Here is a 17,883-nt window from a genome sequence, read left to right on the forward strand (position 1 = left end):
GTTGGCTTCACCGCCGATCTTCGATAGGTTAGGTGAGCCTTACCTTAGGAGGTTTCGGATGGGTGACAGCCAGGGCTGGACAGCCGCGCCTTCCGCGGCGGAACGGGCCCGATCGGCGCTCGCCGCCGCGTGGTCCTGCGCGGTGACCGCGGACGGCGGGCGGGAGGAGTTCGTCGGCGCGCACAGCGTGACCGAGGACGGCCGGGTGCTCCTGGAAGCGCCCGAGGACAGCAGGCTGCTCGCGGCGGCGATCTGCGCGCCCCGCGGCGAGACCTCGGCCGTACTGGAGTTCGCCGACGCCGCGCCCGTCCCGGTGCGCAGCCGGATCCGCGCCCGGCTCTGGATGGCCGGCTGGTTCGTTCCCGAGGACGGCCGACTGGCGTTCCGGACCACGCGCGTGGTGCTGCGCGGCGCGTCGGGCGCGGTCGTCGTCGACCCCGACGAGTTCGCCGCCGCCGCGCCCGACCCGCTCGCCACTGCCGAGGCCCGGCTGCTCACCCACCTCGCCGACTGCCACGCCGACGCGGTCGAGCGGCTCACCCGTCTCGTCGACCCCGACAGCCTGCACGGCGCGGTCCGCGTACAGCCCCTGGCGGTCGACCGGCACGGACTGACGCTGCGTATCGAGCGCGTCCGCTCCCACGGCGACGTACGACTGGCGTTCCACGCGCCCGCCGACGACGTCACCCGGCTCACCGAACGCATGCACGTCCTGCTCACCCAGGCCGCCGCCTCCTGCCCGCGGGCTCTACAGCGGCAGCGCACAGACGGCGACGGGTGAGGCGAACGGCTCGCCCGTCAGCCGGAGTTCTCCGTTCGCGTTCACCTGGAACACGCTGACGGTGGACGACTTCTGGTTCGCCGCGAACAGCAGCCTCCCGTCCGGCGAGAAGGCGATCTGCCGGGGGAAGTCGCCGGACACCGGCACCGTGTCCAGCAGCCTGAGCCGGGCACCGTCGGCCTCCACCGCGTAGCGCGTGAGGCTGTTGTGACCCCGGTTGGCCAGATAGGCGTACCTGCCGTTCGAGGTCACCAGGAACTGCGACGGGTAGTTGGTGCCGGAGCCGGTGCCCGTCGACTGGGCCTCGCCCACGGTGAGGCGGCCGCTGTCCGGATCGTAGGCGCAGACCGCGACCGTGTTGTCGACCTCGTTCGCCAGGTACGCGTACCGGCCCTTGGGATGGAACGTGAGGTGGCGCGGCCCGGCGCCGGGACGGGTGTGGGCCTGCGCGACCTCGGTGAGCTTTCCGGTGCGCTCGTCCAGCCGGTAGGTGTACACGGTGTCCGTGCCCAGGTCGACGGCGAGCACATGACCGCCGTCCGGACTCGTGATGAACTGGTGCGCGTGCGGGCCCTGTTGGCCCGGCCCGGGCGCCGGACTGGAGTGCGTGACCAGGTCGGTGCGCTCGCCGAGCGAGCCCGAGGCGTCGATGGGATGCACGGCCACGCTGCCGGAGCCGTAGTTCGCGCTCAGCAGCCAGCGCCCGCCCGGATGCACGGACAGATGGCAGGGCCCCGCCCCGCCCGTGCTCCGGACCGCCAGGATCGTGCGGTCGGCCAGTCGTACGGCGGTCACCGCGCCGTCGTCGCGCTCGTTCACCGCGTACAGGGTGCGGCCGTCCGGGTGCGCGGCGAGGTACGACGGGTCGGCCACCCGGGTGATGGTCCCGGTCCGCTTGATGCGGCCGCTGTCGGCGTCGTAGGTGGCGAGGCCGATACCCGTGCCGCCGCCGTCGACCGTGGTGTAGGTGCCGAGGTACAGAGGCCGGGGCCCGGTGGGACGCGGGGTCGTGCTCGGTGCGGGTGAGGCACTGGGGCTCGCCTCGTGAGCGGAGGCGGCATCAGGTCCCGGCTCGGTGCCGCAGGCGGGCAGCGCCGCTCCGGCGGCCGTCCCGGTCAGGGCACCGACGAAGCGCCGCCTGGTCCAGCCGCCCCGGTCCATGTCTCCACCTCAGGTTCTCGTTCGTTCGGGCCGTGACAGTCACCTTGACGTGGATCACCTGTCAGGCGCAACAACGGCACCTGGCATCGCACGGGGCGCGGCGGTACGCCAGGCCTGCCGGTCTTGGGCCGGAGAGCGGCCTGATCCGAACGAACCTAGCGGTCGCGACGCAGCTGCTCGGGCACCCGCAGGCTCTCCCGCAGCCGGGTGAGTCGCGGCATGCGTTCCCGCTGCTCGCGGGCGGTACGGTCCAGTTCCTCCAGCAGTCGGCGCGAGCGGTGCTCGGTGTCCAGTTCGTCGAGGATGCGGTTCACCTCGGTCAGTACCGCGCCCTGCAGCTGCCACTGGCTCGCGTCGCGCTGGACCTCTTCCAGGAGCAGCTGCGCCAGCTTGTCGCGGGTGGCCGCGGCCTGCCGTAGTTCGGCGGTCAGCCGGGCTTCCGCCGCGTCCGCGTTCAGGCTCACCGGCGTGGTGACCAGCACCGCGAAGCTGACCACGGCGTCGGCGATCTCCGACAGCAGCCGTTCCACGGCGGCACCGGTCGCCGGTGCGAACAGCGGGTCGGGGTCGCGCTTCTTCGCGAGGTCGGTGAAGGTGCGCGCGAGTACCCGCAGCACGACCGTGCAGATCTCCAGGGTGTCCAGCCCCGTACGCAGCACCACCCGGTGCAGCAGTCCCTCGCGCACCCGGGGATTGAACCGCAGGCTGTCCTCGGCCTGCCGCAGGGCCGCGTCCACCTCGACGATGTCGTGATCGAGGCGGCGCGCCTCGTGCAGCCGCTCCGTCGCGTGCTCGACGGGCGTCATGCCCGCGGCCTCCTCGCCCATGCGCAGCATCAGCTGTCTGACCCGGCGGGCCAGCCCCTCGATCGACTCCCCGGCCTCGCCCACCCACACCGGGGGAGCGAGCAGCAGGTTGCAGCCGAGCCCGACGACCGCGCCGATCAGCGTCTCCAGTACGCGCGCCCACGCCGTGTCCCCGACGGTGGTGACGCCGAGTACCAGCATCGCGCTGATCGCCACCTCGTTCACGAACTCGTCGACCCGCACCAGATGCCCGACGGCGAGCGCCGCCACGATCAGCAGCCCGAGACTCCACCAGGTCAGCCCCACCAGCAGACTGAAGGCGATGGCGACCAGGACCCCGGCCACCACGGAGTTCACCCGGCGGATACCGGTGGTGAGCGTGGAGTACAGCGTGACCTGGACGACCAGCAGCGCGGTCAGCGGTGCGGTGAGCGGCGCGGCCTCCGGGCTGAGGCGCAATGCGATGACATAGGCGACCGTCGCCGCGGCGGCCGACCGCAGTGCCCGGACGACCACCGGGTCCCGCAGCTTGTCGACCCGCACGAGGGACGCCGTCCACTCACGTACATCTCGCATCCTCGCGCTGTTCCCTTTCGCATATGTACCGGAGGTACGTATTGGACCGGAACTGTCCGCAAGAAAGCGAAGGTTGTCGTTCCGCTACCACAGTGTGCCGTACGGCTGCGGCGCGGCCGGAACGTCGGTACGGGGGTGGCGGCGCCTCATTCGTAGAGCTTGTCCAGGAAGGCGGACAGGTTGTCCGTCGTGCGGGCGATCTGCTGCGCCACGGTGAGGCTCTCCTCCAGTCGCGACCCGCCGCCCGGGACCTTCTTGCCCCGCACATACAGGGAACAGGCCAGGTCGGTGCACATGTACAAGCCGACGGAGTTGCCCTCGCGGCCCGCCGGGCCGGCCTTGCGGGCCGTCATCAGGGAGACTCCGCCCCCGGGGTGGGTGGTCAGGCACAGGGAACACATGCTGCGGTGCAGAAACCCCCGTCGCGAGGACGGGAACCGCAGCGTCACGCCGACGAGTGTCCCGTCCCGTTCGGTGACCAGATAGCTGCGGTCGGGCGCGCCCGGATCCCGCCAGCCCAGGAAGTCCAGGTGATCCCAGGGGAGTTCGTCGAGCTCCCGGGGCGTGGCCAGGCGTTTGGCCTCCCCCTTCGAGCAGTTGACGAACGAGGTGCGGATGTCCTGCTCGGTGAGTGATCTCATGAGGTGTCTCCTGGGGATCTCGGTAAAACCTAGGGTGGCTAGGTTAGCGGCTACAGTACTCAGGCACATTCGGGAGAGGCCAATGGATTTCCGGGACGTCGGACCACCGCGGGCGCGGGCCGCGCTGCTCCATGTGGCGGCTCTCTCCCAGGGGCCGGGCCTCGGCCCCGGTCCGCGCGTCACGCTGAACTTCCACCCGGACCGGCTGGTGCGGGGGCTGCCCATCCTGCGCGCGCTGGCCGAGGACGGCGCGTACCACTCGCAGTTCGTCACCGGCACCAGCAACGGCGGCCTCACCGCACGCCCGGGCGGCGACCGCCATCGGTGGGAGAGCCGTATCTTCGGGGGCGCCTACGACGACGCGGCCGCCGCCGAGCGCCCCGTGTACGGCGCGCTGAACTTCCGCCGCCAGGTGGTCGGCGCCGCCCCGCGCTTCGGCTCCTCGCACTTCCGGCTCAGACCTGAGCTGCTCACCCGGACCACCTTCTGCTACCCGGACAGCGCGGCCGAGCCGGGCGACTTCGGGATCGCGGCCCGGATGTCCCTGATCGCGCTGGCCGAGGCGGACGACCAGGACGCTCTCAACGACTACATAGAGGCCCAGGTCCACGCCGGGGTCGTCCTGCGTCGGGACGTCGAGGCGCTCGTCCTCGACGCGAGTTACCGCGGCACACCCGTCGAGACGGCGGCCCGACTGCTGCCCTGCCCCGTCGAGTGGCACCCCGGATACCGCCTCACCACGGCCGACCTGTACCGCCACGCCGACTACCGTGGCCGCGAGTACGTCGACCTTGGCGCCCGGATCGCCGAGGACGGGCGCATCGACCCGCGGATCATCGGCGACGCGGCCCGCACCGGGCGCCACGAACTCCAGGACCTGAAGATGGTGTGGCACACCCTCGCCCGCTTCGGCGCCCCGGAAGGCGCCGGAACGGCCTGCTCCAGGGGTGCGGACGGGGGAGCGGACGGAGGATCGGGGGGTGCAGGCGGAGGACCGGACGAGGGTGCGGACGGAGGACCGGACGGGGGAGCGGACGGAAGGGTGGCTGAGGTCGCTGCCGACCGTGTCGCCGGGGCCCCGCCCCCTTCCCCGGACGTCGCCCTCCGCGAGACCTCGGCCTATTCCGTGGGCCTGGGGTCCGCGGAGGAGGCGCCGGCCTTCGAGGACTCCGCGGCAGGCGCCGGCGGCCAGACCCCCGGGGCCAGCACCCCCAGCGCATAGGCGCGGGCGACCAGTTCCGTACGGTTGCCCGCGCCCCAGCGCGCGGACAGGCGCCGCAGGTGATACGTGACGCCGTCGGTCGTCAGGCCCGTCTCGCGGGCCGCCCGGGCCGTGGTCGCACCGCCGGCCAGCAGCGCCAGGATCCGGGCCTCCGTCGCGGTCACCCGCACGGGTTCCTCGGCACGGTGCGCACGCCCGCCACGGACCCGCAGCATCACCAGCAGGGCGGGCGTCTCCTCGACGGTGTCGCTCACCGGATCCGCGGTCAGCTCCCCGTACCGCTCGTCGCCGCCGGGCGCCTCCCAGCGCACCGACACCTGGTAGCGCGACCGGTGCCGCAGCCGCAGCGCCTGCGCGATCCGGTCCACCTGGGTCACCTCCTGCGGCCGGAACAGCTCCAGCACCTCACGGCCGCGCAACCGCCCCGGAGTCGTACCGCACTCGGCCGCCATCGCCGGATTGGCGAGCAGGACGGCGCCGTAGACGTCACACACCGCGACCGGCATCGACACCCGGTCAAAGAGCATCAGGGCGCGGTTGCGCCACACCACGGCTTCCCGCCGGTCCGTATCCACCCACGCCTCCCGCCTCGGTGCCGACGCGCACCGCCCCGAAGTCCGCGCCCTGCCACGGCGGGCCGCCCGGCGCAAGGGGGACCCGCCTGCATGTACTACACAATCATGTAGGCGGTCGGTACGGACCGGTGGGCCCGGTGGATCAACCTGGATCGCAGTACTCCCGTACCGCGAAAGGCAGTTGCCGCGCCATGCCCCCCACCGCGCAGACCGCGTCGTCCCTCCCCGGCGTTCCCCTCGTCGACATCTCCGCCACCGGCCCCGGCCGGACACCTCTCCAGCAGGCGATGGAGCTGATGCGGGAACACGGTCCCGTGCTCGTACGGCGGCTGCACGGGCGGGACGTCACCTTCGTCGCCGACCTCGACCTGGTCACCGAACTCGCCGACGAGACCCGGTTCGCCAAGGCGGTCGGCCCCGCGCTGGAGAACGTCCGCGAGTTCGCCGCCGACGGACTGTTCACCGCGTACAACGACGAACCCAACTGGGCCAAGGCCCACGACATCCTCATGCCCGCCTTCGCGCTCGGCTCGATGCGCACCTACCACCCGGTGATGCTGCGCGTCGCCCAGCGCCTGATCGGCTCCTGGGACCGGGCCGCCCGCACCGGTCAGCCCGTGAACATCCCCGACGACATGACCCGGATGACCCTCGACACCATCGGGCTCGCCGGGTTCGGCTACGACTTCGGCTCCTTCGACCGGGACGAGCCGCACCCCTTCGTCGAGTCGATGGTGCGCTGCCTGGAGTGGGCGATGACCCGCCTGGCCCGCACCCCCGGGGGCGACTACGCGGCCGCCGACGAGGCGTTCCGAGCGGACGCCGGGTACCTGGCGCAGGTCGTCGACGACGTGATCAGCGCCCGGGTGGCCTCCGGTGAGACCGGTGCCGACGACCTCCTCGGACTCATGCTCACCGCCACGCACTCCGCCGACGGCACCACCCTCGACACCACCAACATCCGCAACCAGGTCATCACCTTCCTGATCGCCGGGCACGAGACCACCTCCGGCGCGATGTCCTTCGCGATGTACTACCTGGCCAAGCACCCGGCCGTGCTCCAGCTCGTCCAGCGCGAGGTGGACCAGCTGTGGGGCGACACCGCCGACCCCGAGCCGACCTTCGACGAGGTCGGGCGGCTCACCTACACCCGCCAGGTCCTCAACGAGGCCCTGCGGCTGTGGCCGACCGCCGCCGCCTTCACCCGGCAGGCCCGCGAGGACACCCTGCTCGGCGGGCGCATCCCGCTGCGCGCCGGACAGGCCCTCACCGTGGTCGCGCCGATGCTGCACCGGCAGCCGGTGTGGGGCGACAACCCCGAGCTGTTCGACCCCTCCCGCTTCACCGCCGAAGCGGAGGCCGCCCGCTCACCGCACGCTTTCAAGCCCTTCGGCACCGGCGAACGCGCCTGCATCGGGCGGCAGTTCGCCCTGCACGAGGCCACCATGCTGCTCGCCATGCTGGTGCACCGCTACCGGCTGAACGACCACGCCGACTACCGGCTCACCGTCAAGGAGACCCTCACCCTCAAGCCGGACGGCCTCACCCTCACCCTGACCCCGCGCACCACCGCCGACCGCGCCCACCCGCCCCTGCCGGGAGCGGTCCCGGCCACCGCCGACAACACCTCCGTCGAGACCGGTCTCCCGGCCCGGGTCCGCGCCGGCACCCGGGCCCTCTTCCTGCACGGCAGCAACTACGGCACCTGCCGCGACTTCGCCGCCCAACTCGCCGACGAGGCCGCCGAACTGGGCTGCGAGACGGAGGTCGCGCCCCTGGACGCGTACGCCGGGCACCTCCCCACGGACCGCCCGGTCGTGATCGCCGCGGCCTCCTACAACGGCCAACCCACGGACGACGCCCGCGAGTTCGCCGCCCACCTCGACGAACTCGCCGACGCGACCGGCATCCGCTACGCCGTCCTCGGAGTCGGCGACCGCAACTGGGCCGCGACCTACCAGCACGTCCCGACCCGCATCGACGAACGCCTCGCGGGCCTCGGCGCCACCCGCCTCCTGGAGCGCGCGGCCGCGGACGCCTCCGGCGACCTCACCGGCACCGTCCGCGCCTTCACCGCCGGGCTGCGCACCGCGCTTCTCGAGGTGTACGGCGACCCGGACTCCCAGGGCGCCGCCGAACCGGAGCCGACTGCCGGGTACGAGGTGCGGGCCCTGGCCGGCGGTCCGCTGGACGCCCTGGCCGAGCGGTACGACCTGGCCCCGATGACCGTGACGGAGGCGTACGACCTCACCGCGCCCGGCCACCCCCGCCTCAAGCGGTTCGTCCGGCTCGCCCTCCCGGCCGGCACCACCTACCGCACCGCCGACCACGTCACCGTCCTGCCCACCAACGACAAGACCCTCGTCGAGCGGGCCGCGGACGCCTTCGGTGTCGACCTCGACGTCGTGCTGGACATCCGCGCCACCCGCCCGCGCCGCGACGGACTCGCCGTCGACCGCCCGGTGACGGTACGTCAACTGTTCACCCATCACGTTGAGTTGCAGCAGCGCCCGACGGTCGAGCAGCTGTCCGCGCTGGCCGCCGCCAACCCCTGCCCGCCGGAGCGAGCGCAACTGGCCGCCCTGGTGGACGACCCGCGCACGCTGGTGGAACTCTTCGAGGCCTACCCCGCCCTGCGCTCCACCCTCGACTGGCCCGCCCTGCTCGACCTCCTCGCGCCGCTGCGCCCGCGCCACTACTCGGTGTCCTCGTCCCCGGCGGCCGCCCCCGGGCACGTCGACCTGATGGTCTCCCTCCTGGAGGCACCCGCCCGCTCCGACAAGGGCACCTACCGGGGCGTCGGCTCCGGCCATCTCGTCGGCGTGCAGCCCGGGGACACCGTCCTGGCCCGTGTCCAGCCCTGCCGGGAGGCGTTCCGTGTCGACCACACCCGACCGGTCGTCATGATCTCGGCCGGCACCGGTCTGGCCCCCTTCCGCGGAGCCGTCGCCGACCGGGTCGCCGCCCTGGGCCGGGGCGAGCAACTCCCGCCCGCTCTGTGCTACTTCGGCTGCGACGCCCCCGAGGCCGACTTCCTGCACGCCGACGAACTGCGCGCCGCCGAGACCGCCGGTGCGGTACGGCTGCGCCCCGCCTTCAGTGCCGCGCCCGAGGCCGGAGTCACCTTCGTGCAGCACCGTGTCACGGCCGAGGCCGACGAGGTCTGGGAGCTGCTCGACGCGGGCGCCCGGGTCTACGTCTGCGGCGACGGTTCGCGCATGGCGCCGGGCGTGCGGGACGCGTTCCGCACCCTGTACCGCGAGCGCACACCGGACGCCGACGAGTCGTCCGCCCAGCGGTGGCTCGACGAGCTGGTGCGGGAGGGCCGATACGTCGAGGACGTGTACGCGGCCGGCTGACCGCGGGACACCCTGGCGACCGCTCCCGGCCCGGACGGGGCGGCGCCAGGCTCACGTTTCGCTGATCGGCTCGGAGGTACTCGCGTGTCGCCCCGAAACTCACGAAGCCCGAAACCCACGAAGGGAGTGCGTCGTGGACGAGCATCGCAGCGAAGGACCTGGTGAGAACGGTGAGCCCGTGCCGCGTGACTTGCCGGACCAGCAGGCGCACGACGGCGAGGACCCCTGGGAGGTGGGCGCCGGCAGCGCGCGGGGCGACACCATCGACACTACCGAGGCCGACGACTCCGACGAGGCGGCCGCCGACGTCCCCGACACCGACGAGTCGGGAACGGGCAGGCGGGGCGCCCCGCAGCCGGGCGCCGAAGATCCCGAGCACCCGGTACCGGACGAACCCACCGCCTGACCTGCCGTCCGACGGTTCCTGACCGTCGGGCGGCCCGCGAGGTGCCCTGACCGCGTGCCCGCACCGCCGCGGGCCGACGTCAGCCGACCTTGTGGCCCTGCATCGGCTCCGTCCGCGCCCCCGCGCCCTGCTGCACACCGTGCAGGAACTCCTCCAGCACCTCCGTCGCCGTGTGGTCCGGGCGCCAGCCCAGTTCCGTACGGGCGCGGGTGCAGTCCATCAGCGGAAGCCTCAGCACCGCGTCGAAGAGATGGGGAGAGGCCGGCAGCAGACGCAGCCCCCACGCGGCGGCGACCGCCGAGCGGGCCGCGGTGCGCGGCAGCCGGACCGGACGGGCGCCGAGCATCTCCCCGAGCAGTTCCGCGTCGACGGGCGGCTCGCCGGCCAGGTTGAAGGCGCCGTGCACGTCGGAGCGCAACGCGAGACGGTACGCCTGCGCCGCGTCGTCGCTGTGCAGCGCCTGCACCCGCAGGCCGGGGATGTCCGGCAGGAACGGCAGCAGCTCGGGCCGCGCCAGCGGACCCGGCAAAAAACGCCCGCCGAAGATGCGGCGCTGCTCGCTCGCCGACTCCCGCTTGAACAGGAAGGCCGGGCGCATACGGACCACCCGGACGTCGGGGTGGTCGCGCTCGAACGTGTCCAGGGCACGCTCCAGGTAGGCCTTCTCCCGGCAGTACGCGGCATCCGGCCAGCCGTGCGTGGGCCACGACTCGTCCACCGCGTGCGCCTTCGGCCCCGGGGAGTACGCGCCGACCGACGACGCGTGCACCAACGTCGGCACGCCTGCCGCGGCCACCGCCTCGAACACCCGGATCGAGCCGAGCACATTGGTGCGCCAGGTCACCGCCGGGTCGTGGGTGGGCTGGAACGCCCAGGCCAGATGGACGACGGCGGCCGCACCCTCGAATTCCTTCACCAGATCGGACTGGTCCGACGCGAGGTCGACCGCCGACCACTCCGTCTTCGGCGGGGACCAGTCCGGGATCCTGCGGGCCAGTCCCCGCACGGACCCGATCTCCGGATCCTCGGCGAGAAGGCGCACCACACTGGTGCCGACGTTCCCGGTGGCGCCCGTGACGACGATCCTGCTGCCCGTTGACGTACTCACCTGTGGGCTCCTTACGGCCGGTGGGGCGGCGGGGGAGCGCCCCGAGTACCCAGCCGAAAGCGATACACGCGACTTCCGGCCGCACGCCCGCCCAGGTGATGATCACCCCATGAGTGAGATCATCCTGATGTCCGACGCCAGGGTCGCCGCCGTTCCGGTCCGGGAGTGCGGCGAAGCGCTGGTCGACGTACGGGGCTCCCTTCGCGTCGACGACCGTAAGCACCAGGACTCCCACGGCGCCGAGGTCCACCTGCGGCAGGGCGTCCTCGACCGGCTGCTGCGGGCCGAGGCCCTGCTGCCGAAGGGCCTGCGACTGCTCTTCGTCGAGGGATACCGGCCCCCGGCCCTGCAGCGGGTCTACTTCGAGCGGTACGCCGACGACCTGCGCGCCGAACACCCGCAGTGGTCGGCCGACCGCATCCGCACGGCTGCCAGTCGCTATGTGTCCCCGCCCGAGATCGCCCCGCACTCCGCGGGCGCTGCCGTGGACCTGACGCTGGCACACGCCGACGGCCTCGAACTCGACCTCGGCACCCCCATGAACGCGTCCCCGGAGCAGAGCGAGGGCGCCTGCTACACCGCTGCCACGAACATCTCCGACGAGGCACGGGCCAACCGGGCCGTGCTGGGAGCCGCCCTGGGCGCGGCCGGCCTGGTCAACTACCCCACCGAGTGGTGGCACTGGTCGTACGGAGACCGGTACTGGGCCCTGGCGACCGGCGCGCCCGCCGCGCTCTACGGGCCGAGCGAACTGCCCGCGCCCGAGGACATGCCCTGAAGTGAGGCCCGGGGTCGTCCCTACAGGGCGCCCACGAGCACTGTGACCAGCACCGTCGACGCTACGGCCTGGACCCCGGTACACATGCCGAGCGCATTCCTCCGGCTCAGGCGAACGCGTTCACCCCCGTCCGCTCCACCGACAGGTCCCACAGGCGGGCGGCCTGTTCGGGGTCGGTCGCGTAGTCCTTGACGCCGGTGCGCTCGCCGTCGGCAGGCGCGGGCTCGGCGATGTCGCAGTCCTCCAGGTAGACGCCGCCCAGACCGGCCAGCCGGGGTGAGGTGGCCGCCCAGACCTGGGTGGCCGCGCCCTGCTCGGGTGTCTTCATGCCCTGCTGCGGGATCGGGGTGCCGTCCTCGTCGATCCAGCCGTTGGCCACCATCTCCTCCCGGGGCAGGTGCCGCTGGAGCGGAGTGAGGATGCCGCCGGGGTGCAGTGCGAAGGCCTGTACGCCGCGATCCCGGGCGAGCCGGTCGAGGTGCACGGCGAACAGGACGTTCGCGGTCTTCGCCTGCCCGTACGCCTGCCACTTGTCGTAGCCGTCCCGCCAGTCGACGTCGTCCCAGCGGATGCCGGAGAAGTGATGGCCGCGCGAGGACACCGACACCACGCGGGCACCGCCGGGCTCGATGGCCGGCCACAGCCGGTTGACGAGGGCGAAGTGGCCCAGGTGGTTGGTGGCGAACTGCGCCTCCCAGCCGGGCCCCACCCGGGTCTCGGGACAGGCCATGATCCCGGCGTTGTCGATGACGATCTCGAGTGTGCGGCCCGAGGCGAGGAACCGTTCGGCGAAGGCGCGGACGCTGTCCAGGTCCCCGAGGTCCAGTTCGTCGACCTCGACCCCGTCGATCCCGGCCAGCGCTTCCCGGGCGACGGCGGGACGGCGGGCCGGGACGACGACCCGGGCGCCGGCCGCGCGCAGGGCGCGGGTGGTCTCCAGGCCCAGGCCCGAGTAGCCACCGGTGACGAGCGCGATTTGTCCGGTCAGGTCGATGCCGGCCAGGACGTCGTCGGCGGTGCTGTGGGCGCCGAACCCCGAGCCGATCTTGTGCTGTGCGGTGCGTGCGGTGCTCATGTCCAAGACGCTACGGACTGGAGCGCGCTCGAAGTCAAGCGGCAGCAAGCACGGTCCGGCACGGTGGCGGCGGTGTCCGGACAGAGGGAAGCCCCGACCGGACGGGGGAATCACGGTCGGGGCTGGTCTGTCGTGGGCGCGGATGGCGGTCGCCTCTCGGCGAAACGCTCCACAGGGCTTCAGCCGAACGATCGTCCCTGTGGGCAAAAGGTGAGGCCCGGGGACACTGTCCCATCCGCACCCACGGTCTGTTCAACGGGCAACCACACCTGGGTGTTCCGCGATCTGCCGCGAAACGGGGTGATCCGTGTCACCGCTCGCGCGCACCCGGAACGGTCTCGGCGTCCGTGACGGCCTCGGTGTCGGTGTCCGCCGGCACACCGTCGTCCGGAGCGGCCCCGTCCTCAGGAGCGGCCCCGGTGCCCCGAAGGGTCTCGTCGTCCTGAGCGGCCCCGGTGTCCTGAACGGTCTCGGTCCAGAGGTTCTCGGCCTGCAGCAACAGGGTTCCCAGGACCGCCGTCCTGGTGGCTCCCTCCGCGGCCTGCTCCCGCAGACCGTGCTGCAGCCGTTCGTGCAGGTCCCGCATCGAGTCCTCGACGCCGGCCTCCGGTCGCGTGTCCTCCCGCGCATTGAGCAGCCGCAAGCCCTCCGCACGGCACGCGTCCCCGATGAGCTCCAGTAGACGGCCGTACGAGCGCAGTGCCGCGCCGTCGGGCACGGAGGGCGCGCGGCGGTCGTCGGCCGCGACGCCCAGGGTCCGGGTCAGCGCCCTGACGTGGCCGGTGACCCGGCTCCAGCGTTCGTCCTCGTCCTCGGACGGCACCGGCTGCGGGGGCCTGCGAACGGCACGCAGCGGGCCGGCGGTCAGCCGCAGGCTCTCGCGGCTCCAGGCGCGGGCCGACCGCAGCGCGTCCAGGCACCGCTCCAGCCGGGCAGCGGCGCTCGACCAGTGGGCCGCGGTCTGCGCGTCCCACTCGCCCTCACGCAGATCCGCGCCGATGGCGTGCAGGACGTCGCCCGTCTCCCGGGCGAGTCCCGCGAGGTTCTCGCGCACGTCCCGCAAATGGATGGGCGGCAGGACGAGAGCGTTGATCAGCACCCCGATCACCGCGCCCAGCAGGGCCTGTCCGACGCGGTGCCCGACCGCCGACGCCGAGACGGTCCCCGAGGCGAGGGTGAAGACGGCGGTGGTCGCGCCGTAGATCCCCTGGTCACCGAAGCGGGACCAGTTCGCCAGCAGCATCAGCACCGGTACGGACAGGGCCAGCGCACCCAGCGTGTTGCCGGTGAGGGCCTGGGCGGCCGACGCCAGCAGGGTTCCGGCGCACAGCGCCACCCACTGCTGTGCGGCCTGCCGCAGCGAGCTGAAGACGGTGGCCTGTACCAGCACCAACGCCACCCAGGGCGCCATCAACGCCATCGGGTCGCCCAGCCAGACACTCGCCACGAACCAGGCGATCAGTGCCGCCGCGGCCGCCTTCAACGACTGCACGACCAGGTCGCGCTCCCGGCCGGGACCGCGCCAGACGGCCCGGCCGGCCCGGCCGACGGCAAGGGCATCCCGCCGCAAAGCGGCGGCCGCCCAGCCGCCGTACAGTCGTACCCCATCTTTCACACGCGTCATGCACGCTGGGTATCCGCGTCGAGGAGCCCCTCACCTCGATTGAGCAGCTCATGCCAGTGGGCTGTCCGCCAAGGAGGCCAGCAGGTCCGCGGGATCGTCGTAGATCTCGGTCGCCCCGGCCCCCTCCAGGTCGGCCCGCGGGATGCCGCCGCACAGGACGCCGACGCAGCGCACCCCGGCCCGGCTGCCGGCACGCATGTCCCAGACTGTGTCGCCGACGAAGACCGCCTGCTCGGGAGGGACACCGGCCAGTTCCAGGGCGTGTTCCACGGGCTCGGGCGCGGGCTTGCCCTGGTCGACGTCGTCGGCGCTCGCCGTGTCCGTGATCGCCTCGTCCGCGTCGATCGCGCGACGCAGCGCGGACAGCTCGGCACCGCCCGCCGAGGTGGCGAGCACCACCGTCCAGCCGTCCCGGTCGAGCCGCCGCAGCAGCCGCCCGGCGTCCTGGAAGGCGGGCAGCCGGTCGAAGTACTGCCCGTACAGCGCCTTGTGGGCGGCGCTCAGTTCCGCGTCCTGGTCCGGGTCCCGGTCGTCGCCGAGGAGGTGGGCGATCAGGTCGGTGGAGCCGAGCCCGATCGCCCGGTGGATGGCGTGCGTCGGCACCCGGTGCCCGGCCTGTCGGAAGGCCTCCCACCAGGTCACGACGTGGAGGTGGTTGGTGTCGACGAGGGTCCCGTCGACGTCGAACACCGCGGCCCGTCCCATATGCCCGTCCTTTCGTCCCGCATCGCCAGGTCAGCGCGCCGAGTACCACGTCAGCCGCTCGCCACGCGGTCCGGAACGCGGCCCTGCCGGGTCCAGGCCAGCAGCTGAGGCAGCGACCAGGTCGTCACCACACGCCCGGCGGGCACCCCGCACTCCTCGGCGCGGGCGCAGCCGTGGATCTGCCAATCCAGCTGGCCGGGCGCGTGCGCGTCGGTGTCGATCGAGAACAGCACCCCCGCCCGCACGGCGGCCCGCAGCAGTCGCCGTGGCGGATCGAGGCGTTCGGGGCGGCTGTTGATCTCCACCGCCGTACCGGACTCGGCGCACGCCGCGAACACCTCTTCGGCGTCGAACTCCGACTCTGGCCGCCCTCGTCCCGTCACCAGCCGTCCGGTGCAGTGCCCGAGGACGTTCGCGTGCGGATCGCGTACGGCGGCCACCATGCGCCGGGTCATCGAGCGGGCGTCCATCCGCAGCTTGGAGTGCACGGACACCACCACGACGTCCAGCTGATCGAGCAGTTCGGGTTCCTGGTCGAGTGAACCGTCGTCGAGGATGTCGCACTCGATGCCGGTCAGCAGCCGGAACGGCGCCCACGTCTCGTTCAGCTCCGCCACCACCTCCAGCTGGCGGCGCAGTCGCTCGGGTGACAGTCCGCGTGCCACGGTCAGCCGCGGTGAGTGGTCGGTCAGGGCGGCCCACTCATGGCCGAGCTCCGCCGCCGTTCGGCCCATCTCGTCGATCGGGCTGCCGCCGTCGGACCAGTCCGAGTGCAGATGGCAGTCCCCGCGCAGCAGGGCCCGCAGCTCCTGTCCGCCCGTCGTCGGCGGCGCCCCGGCGGCCTCGCCCTCCAGCTTCTCCAGATAGCCGGGCACCCGCCCCTCCAGCGCCTCGCGCACCACCTGCGCCGTCTTCGGACCGACCCCCTTCAGGGCCTCCAGGGTCCCGGCGTCCGCCCGCTCGCGGACCTCCGCGTCGGACAGCGGGGACAGCACCCGGGACGCCGTACGGAAGGCGCGCACACGGTAGGTGGGCGCGAGGGACCGCTCCAGCAGAAAGGCGATCCGGTCCAGAGCCTCGACGGGGTCCATCGCCACCTCCACCTCCAGAGTTCCCCAGCTGCCCGGGGAGCGCACGACGAGCCGGGCAGCGACCTCGCGGGGTCGGCGGTGGTCCCCGGCCCGCTGGTCGGGTGACGTACGCCTCTCCCTCCCGCGGGATGCGATCTACGCTCTATTCATGACCGAAAGCGCGAGCCCGTACATGGCCAACCCACGGATCCTGGTGCTCGGGGTGCAGCCGGGCACGCCGCCGTTCCGGATCGTGGAGATCGACGGCGAGGTGGTCGGCGAGGCGAAGACCGTCACCGACGTTCTGGAGGCCGCCGCGGCGTTCGGCATCACGGTCCACGACCTGGACGACCCGGCGGTGGTCCGCTGGGTGGGCGGGGACAAGTTCACCTGGCACCGGCACTGATCGACCGGGCCGGCCCCCCGCCCACTCCTGGTTGCCCCCCTCACCCCTTCGGCTTGCGCGCGTGCACCGCGCGGCTCATCCGCCGCCCCAGCAGGAGGTAGCCGACGAGTGCTCCGGTGGTGTTGAGGATGACGTCGTCGATGTCGAAGGCCCGCCCCGTGATCAACGCGCCCTGGGCGAACTCGACCATGAGCATCACGATCGCGGTCAGCAGCAGGATGCGCAGGATTCCGCGGGTGCGCGGAGCCAGGACCGGCACCAGGATGCCGAACGGGACGCCCAGCAGCAGGTTGCCGCCGATCTGCTTGACGGCGTCCCGCAGTTCCGGCTGATCCAGATAGGCCCGCAGGGAACGGCCCGGATGGACGTTGGTGTGCGTCAGCTCCACCGACGCGGGGGAGGGCTCCAGGGTCAGCCGCGCCAGGACGACGGCGAACGCCACCATGAAGGCGAACGCGCAGAGCACCGCCAGCAGACGCAGCGGCCACGGCAGGGGACGCCGCTCCTGGCTCGATCTCTGGGTGGAACTCCCGTTCCGGCTCGTCTTCTGCGGAGGGCGCTCGGTCTTGGAGGTGCGGGTGCGCAACACTGCTCGCGTTCGTGAGGCTGCCCAGGCCATCCAATCCTCCAGGTTTCAAGTTCCCGGTGTCGTAAAGCGGTTACCCGCGAACGGCCCGACGATTCGCCTCCCCGCCCCTGCCCGGAGGCGGGTTCCGGACGGTGTGGCACTGCTCGTGGGGCCGGTTCGCGCGGGCACCGTCCTGTCCGGTGCCCGCGCCCCGCGGGGGGATCCACAACGGCCGATCAGGTGCCGTAGGTGACCTTCACCTCCTTGAAGCCGAGGGAGCCCAGCAGGCCCTTCAGCATGGTGGTGGTGTTGGTCTCGGCACGCCTCGTCAGCTCACTCTCCTTCGCGGCGTCGGTGATGTGCCTTACGGCGAGCTTCTGCACGGCCTGCTCGCCGTTGGGGTTGTCCGAGAAGAAGTCGCCGAGGCGGTCGAGCAGACCGCGCTGCTTGGAGACGGCGTAGGAGCGGTCGGCGTCCAGCGCTGCCTTGCCGAGTCGGGCGTGCGGCAGTCGCAGAGTGGCGGACGTACGGTCGGCGTTGACCGTCACGTCGTTCTTGCCGACCTTGCCGAGGTCGACGTAGGCGTCGACGGAGCCCGCCCCGACGTACAGGGTGCGGGAGCCGCGAATCGCGTCGGGCAGGTACTTGGTGTCCTTCTCCAGATCCACGACGACCTGGAAATTGCCGGAGGCGGCGTCGTAACGGCTGATGTCCTGGATGGACTGCAGCAGTGTGGGGCCGGTCCGGTCGTGGGTCTCGGTGCCGAACAGGTCCTTGAGGCCCGGCAGCACGCTCAGCCGGATCCCCGCGAAGAACACGACGAGCACCAGTACCACGGCGCTCACCGCCTTCGCCCAGCCGGGCATGCGCCCGGACATGCGCCTGATGGGAGTCGTCATGGCGACGGCCCTCCTTCCTGCCGTTCGCATTCCCCTCAAAAGCCTTGGCAGACCGACTCGTTGGCCGATTGGCACCGCTGACGGCAGCAAAGGGGCGCACTAGCGTGAAGAAAACCTCCCTAC

Annotated in this window: 16 protein-coding genes and 1 pseudogene; 6 read left to right on the top strand and 11 right to left on the bottom strand. The window is 72.4% G+C overall.

Annotated features, from left to right (window positions below):
- The first annotated feature begins 58 nt into the window (after positions 1–58).
- On the top strand, positions 59–781 hold the full coding sequence (locus tag ABZ027_RS31090) for a DUF2470 domain-containing protein (RefSeq protein ID WP_356774068.1): 723 nt from the start codon (positions 59–61) through the stop codon (positions 779–781).
- Here the strand turns inward: ABZ027_RS31090 and ABZ027_RS31095 are convergent.
- From ABZ027_RS31095 to ABZ027_RS31105, 3 genes are all read right to left on the bottom strand, one after another.
- A complete protein-coding gene (locus ABZ027_RS31095; protein WP_356774070.1) occupies positions 749–1,942 on the bottom strand; it encodes a lactonase family protein in 1,194 nt (397 codons plus the stop codon). The two genes, ABZ027_RS31090 and ABZ027_RS31095, sit on opposite strands and share 33 nt — an antisense overlap.
- 155 nt (positions 1,943–2,097) lie before the next feature.
- Complete coding sequence (locus ABZ027_RS31100; RefSeq protein ID WP_356774072.1) at positions 2,098–3,324, bottom strand: aromatic acid exporter family protein; 1,227 nt, start codon at positions 3,322–3,324, stop codon at positions 2,098–2,100.
- A gap of 146 nt (positions 3,325–3,470) precedes the next feature.
- Positions 3,471–3,965, bottom strand: coding sequence for an FBP domain-containing protein (locus ABZ027_RS31105; RefSeq protein WP_356774074.1), 495 nt, complete (start codon positions 3,963–3,965; stop codon positions 3,471–3,473).
- An 82-nt stretch (positions 3,966–4,047) separates the two neighbouring features.
- Here ABZ027_RS31105 and ABZ027_RS31110 point away from each other — a divergent pair.
- Positions 4,048–4,902, top strand: a pseudogene (locus ABZ027_RS31110) (DUF3626 domain-containing protein); the annotation flags it as partial.
- Between the two features lie 182 nt (positions 4,903–5,084).
- Here ABZ027_RS31110 and ABZ027_RS31115 read toward each other — a convergent pair.
- Entirely contained in the window at positions 5,085–5,762 is a 678-nt protein-coding gene (locus ABZ027_RS31115; protein WP_356774076.1) for a PAS domain-containing protein, read from the bottom strand.
- A gap of 191 nt (positions 5,763–5,953) precedes the next feature.
- Between ABZ027_RS31115 and ABZ027_RS31120 the strand changes: the two genes are divergently transcribed.
- Both ABZ027_RS31120 and ABZ027_RS31125 read left to right on the top strand, forming a co-directional pair.
- Positions 5,954–9,121, top strand: a complete 3,168-nt coding sequence (locus ABZ027_RS31120) for a cytochrome P450 (RefSeq protein ID WP_356774078.1) — start codon at positions 5,954–5,956, stop codon at positions 9,119–9,121.
- Between the two features lie 178 nt (positions 9,122–9,299).
- Complete coding sequence (locus ABZ027_RS31125; RefSeq protein WP_356774079.1) at positions 9,300–9,527, top strand: hypothetical protein; 228 nt, start codon at positions 9,300–9,302, stop codon at positions 9,525–9,527.
- Positions 9,528–9,606: 79 nt separating this feature from the next.
- Here ABZ027_RS31125 and ABZ027_RS31130 read toward each other — a convergent pair whose 3' ends face one another.
- Entirely contained in the window at positions 9,607–10,635 is a 1,029-nt protein-coding gene (locus tag ABZ027_RS31130; protein WP_356774081.1) for an SDR family oxidoreductase, read from the bottom strand.
- Positions 10,636–10,744: 109 nt separating this feature from the next.
- Between ABZ027_RS31130 and ABZ027_RS31135 the strand changes: the two genes are divergently transcribed.
- Positions 10,745–11,413 (top strand): M15 family metallopeptidase, encoded by a 669-nt coding sequence (locus ABZ027_RS31135; protein WP_356774083.1) that lies wholly within the window; start codon positions 10,745–10,747, stop codon positions 11,411–11,413.
- A 106-nt stretch (positions 11,414–11,519) separates the two neighbouring features.
- Here ABZ027_RS31135 and ABZ027_RS31140 read toward each other — a convergent pair whose 3' ends face one another.
- The 4 genes from ABZ027_RS31140 to ABZ027_RS31155 all read right to left on the bottom strand — a co-directional run bounded on the left by ABZ027_RS31140 (position 11,520) and on the right by ABZ027_RS31155 (position 15,908).
- Entirely contained in the window at positions 11,520–12,488 is a 969-nt protein-coding gene (locus ABZ027_RS31140; RefSeq protein ID WP_356774085.1) for an SDR family NAD(P)-dependent oxidoreductase, read from the bottom strand.
- A 310-nt stretch (positions 12,489–12,798) separates the two neighbouring features.
- Positions 12,799–14,112, bottom strand: coding sequence for an aromatic acid exporter family protein (locus ABZ027_RS31145; protein ID WP_356774087.1), 1,314 nt, complete (start codon positions 14,110–14,112; stop codon positions 12,799–12,801).
- A gap of 48 nt (positions 14,113–14,160) precedes the next feature.
- Positions 14,161–14,817 carry an HAD family hydrolase gene (locus tag ABZ027_RS31150; RefSeq protein ID WP_356774089.1) on the bottom strand — a complete coding sequence of 219 codons (657 nt, stop codon included), beginning with the start codon at positions 14,815–14,817 and terminating at the stop codon, positions 14,161–14,163.
- Between the two features lie 50 nt (positions 14,818–14,867).
- Positions 14,868–15,908, bottom strand: coding sequence for a PHP domain-containing protein (locus ABZ027_RS31155; RefSeq protein WP_356774091.1), 1,041 nt, complete (start codon positions 15,906–15,908; stop codon positions 14,868–14,870).
- Between the two features lie 148 nt (positions 15,909–16,056).
- On the opposite strand from ABZ027_RS31155, the gene ABZ027_RS31160 reads away from it, so the two are divergent.
- Positions 16,057–16,293 carry a hypothetical protein gene (locus ABZ027_RS31160; RefSeq protein ID WP_356774093.1) on the top strand — a complete coding sequence of 79 codons (237 nt, stop codon included), beginning with the start codon at positions 16,057–16,059 and terminating at the stop codon, positions 16,291–16,293.
- A 40-nt stretch (positions 16,294–16,333) separates the two neighbouring features.
- On the opposite strand, the gene ABZ027_RS31165 is transcribed toward ABZ027_RS31160, so the two are convergent.
- Together ABZ027_RS31165 and ABZ027_RS31170 are read right to left on the bottom strand one after the other, a co-directional pair.
- A complete protein-coding gene (locus tag ABZ027_RS31165) occupies positions 16,334–16,912 on the bottom strand; it encodes a VanZ family protein (RefSeq protein ID WP_356774095.1) in 579 nt (192 codons plus the stop codon).
- 185 nt (positions 16,913–17,097) lie between these two features.
- Positions 17,098–17,760 carry a DUF4230 domain-containing protein gene (locus tag ABZ027_RS31170; protein WP_356774097.1) on the bottom strand — a complete coding sequence of 221 codons (663 nt, stop codon included), beginning with the start codon at positions 17,758–17,760 and terminating at the stop codon, positions 17,098–17,100.
- Positions 17,761–17,883: the final 123 nt, after the last annotated feature.

The sequence above is a fragment of the Streptomyces sp. NPDC006332 genome, assembly GCF_040612855.1.
In the GTDB taxonomy this organism is placed as follows: Bacteria; Actinomycetota; Actinomycetes; order Streptomycetales; family Streptomycetaceae; genus Streptomyces.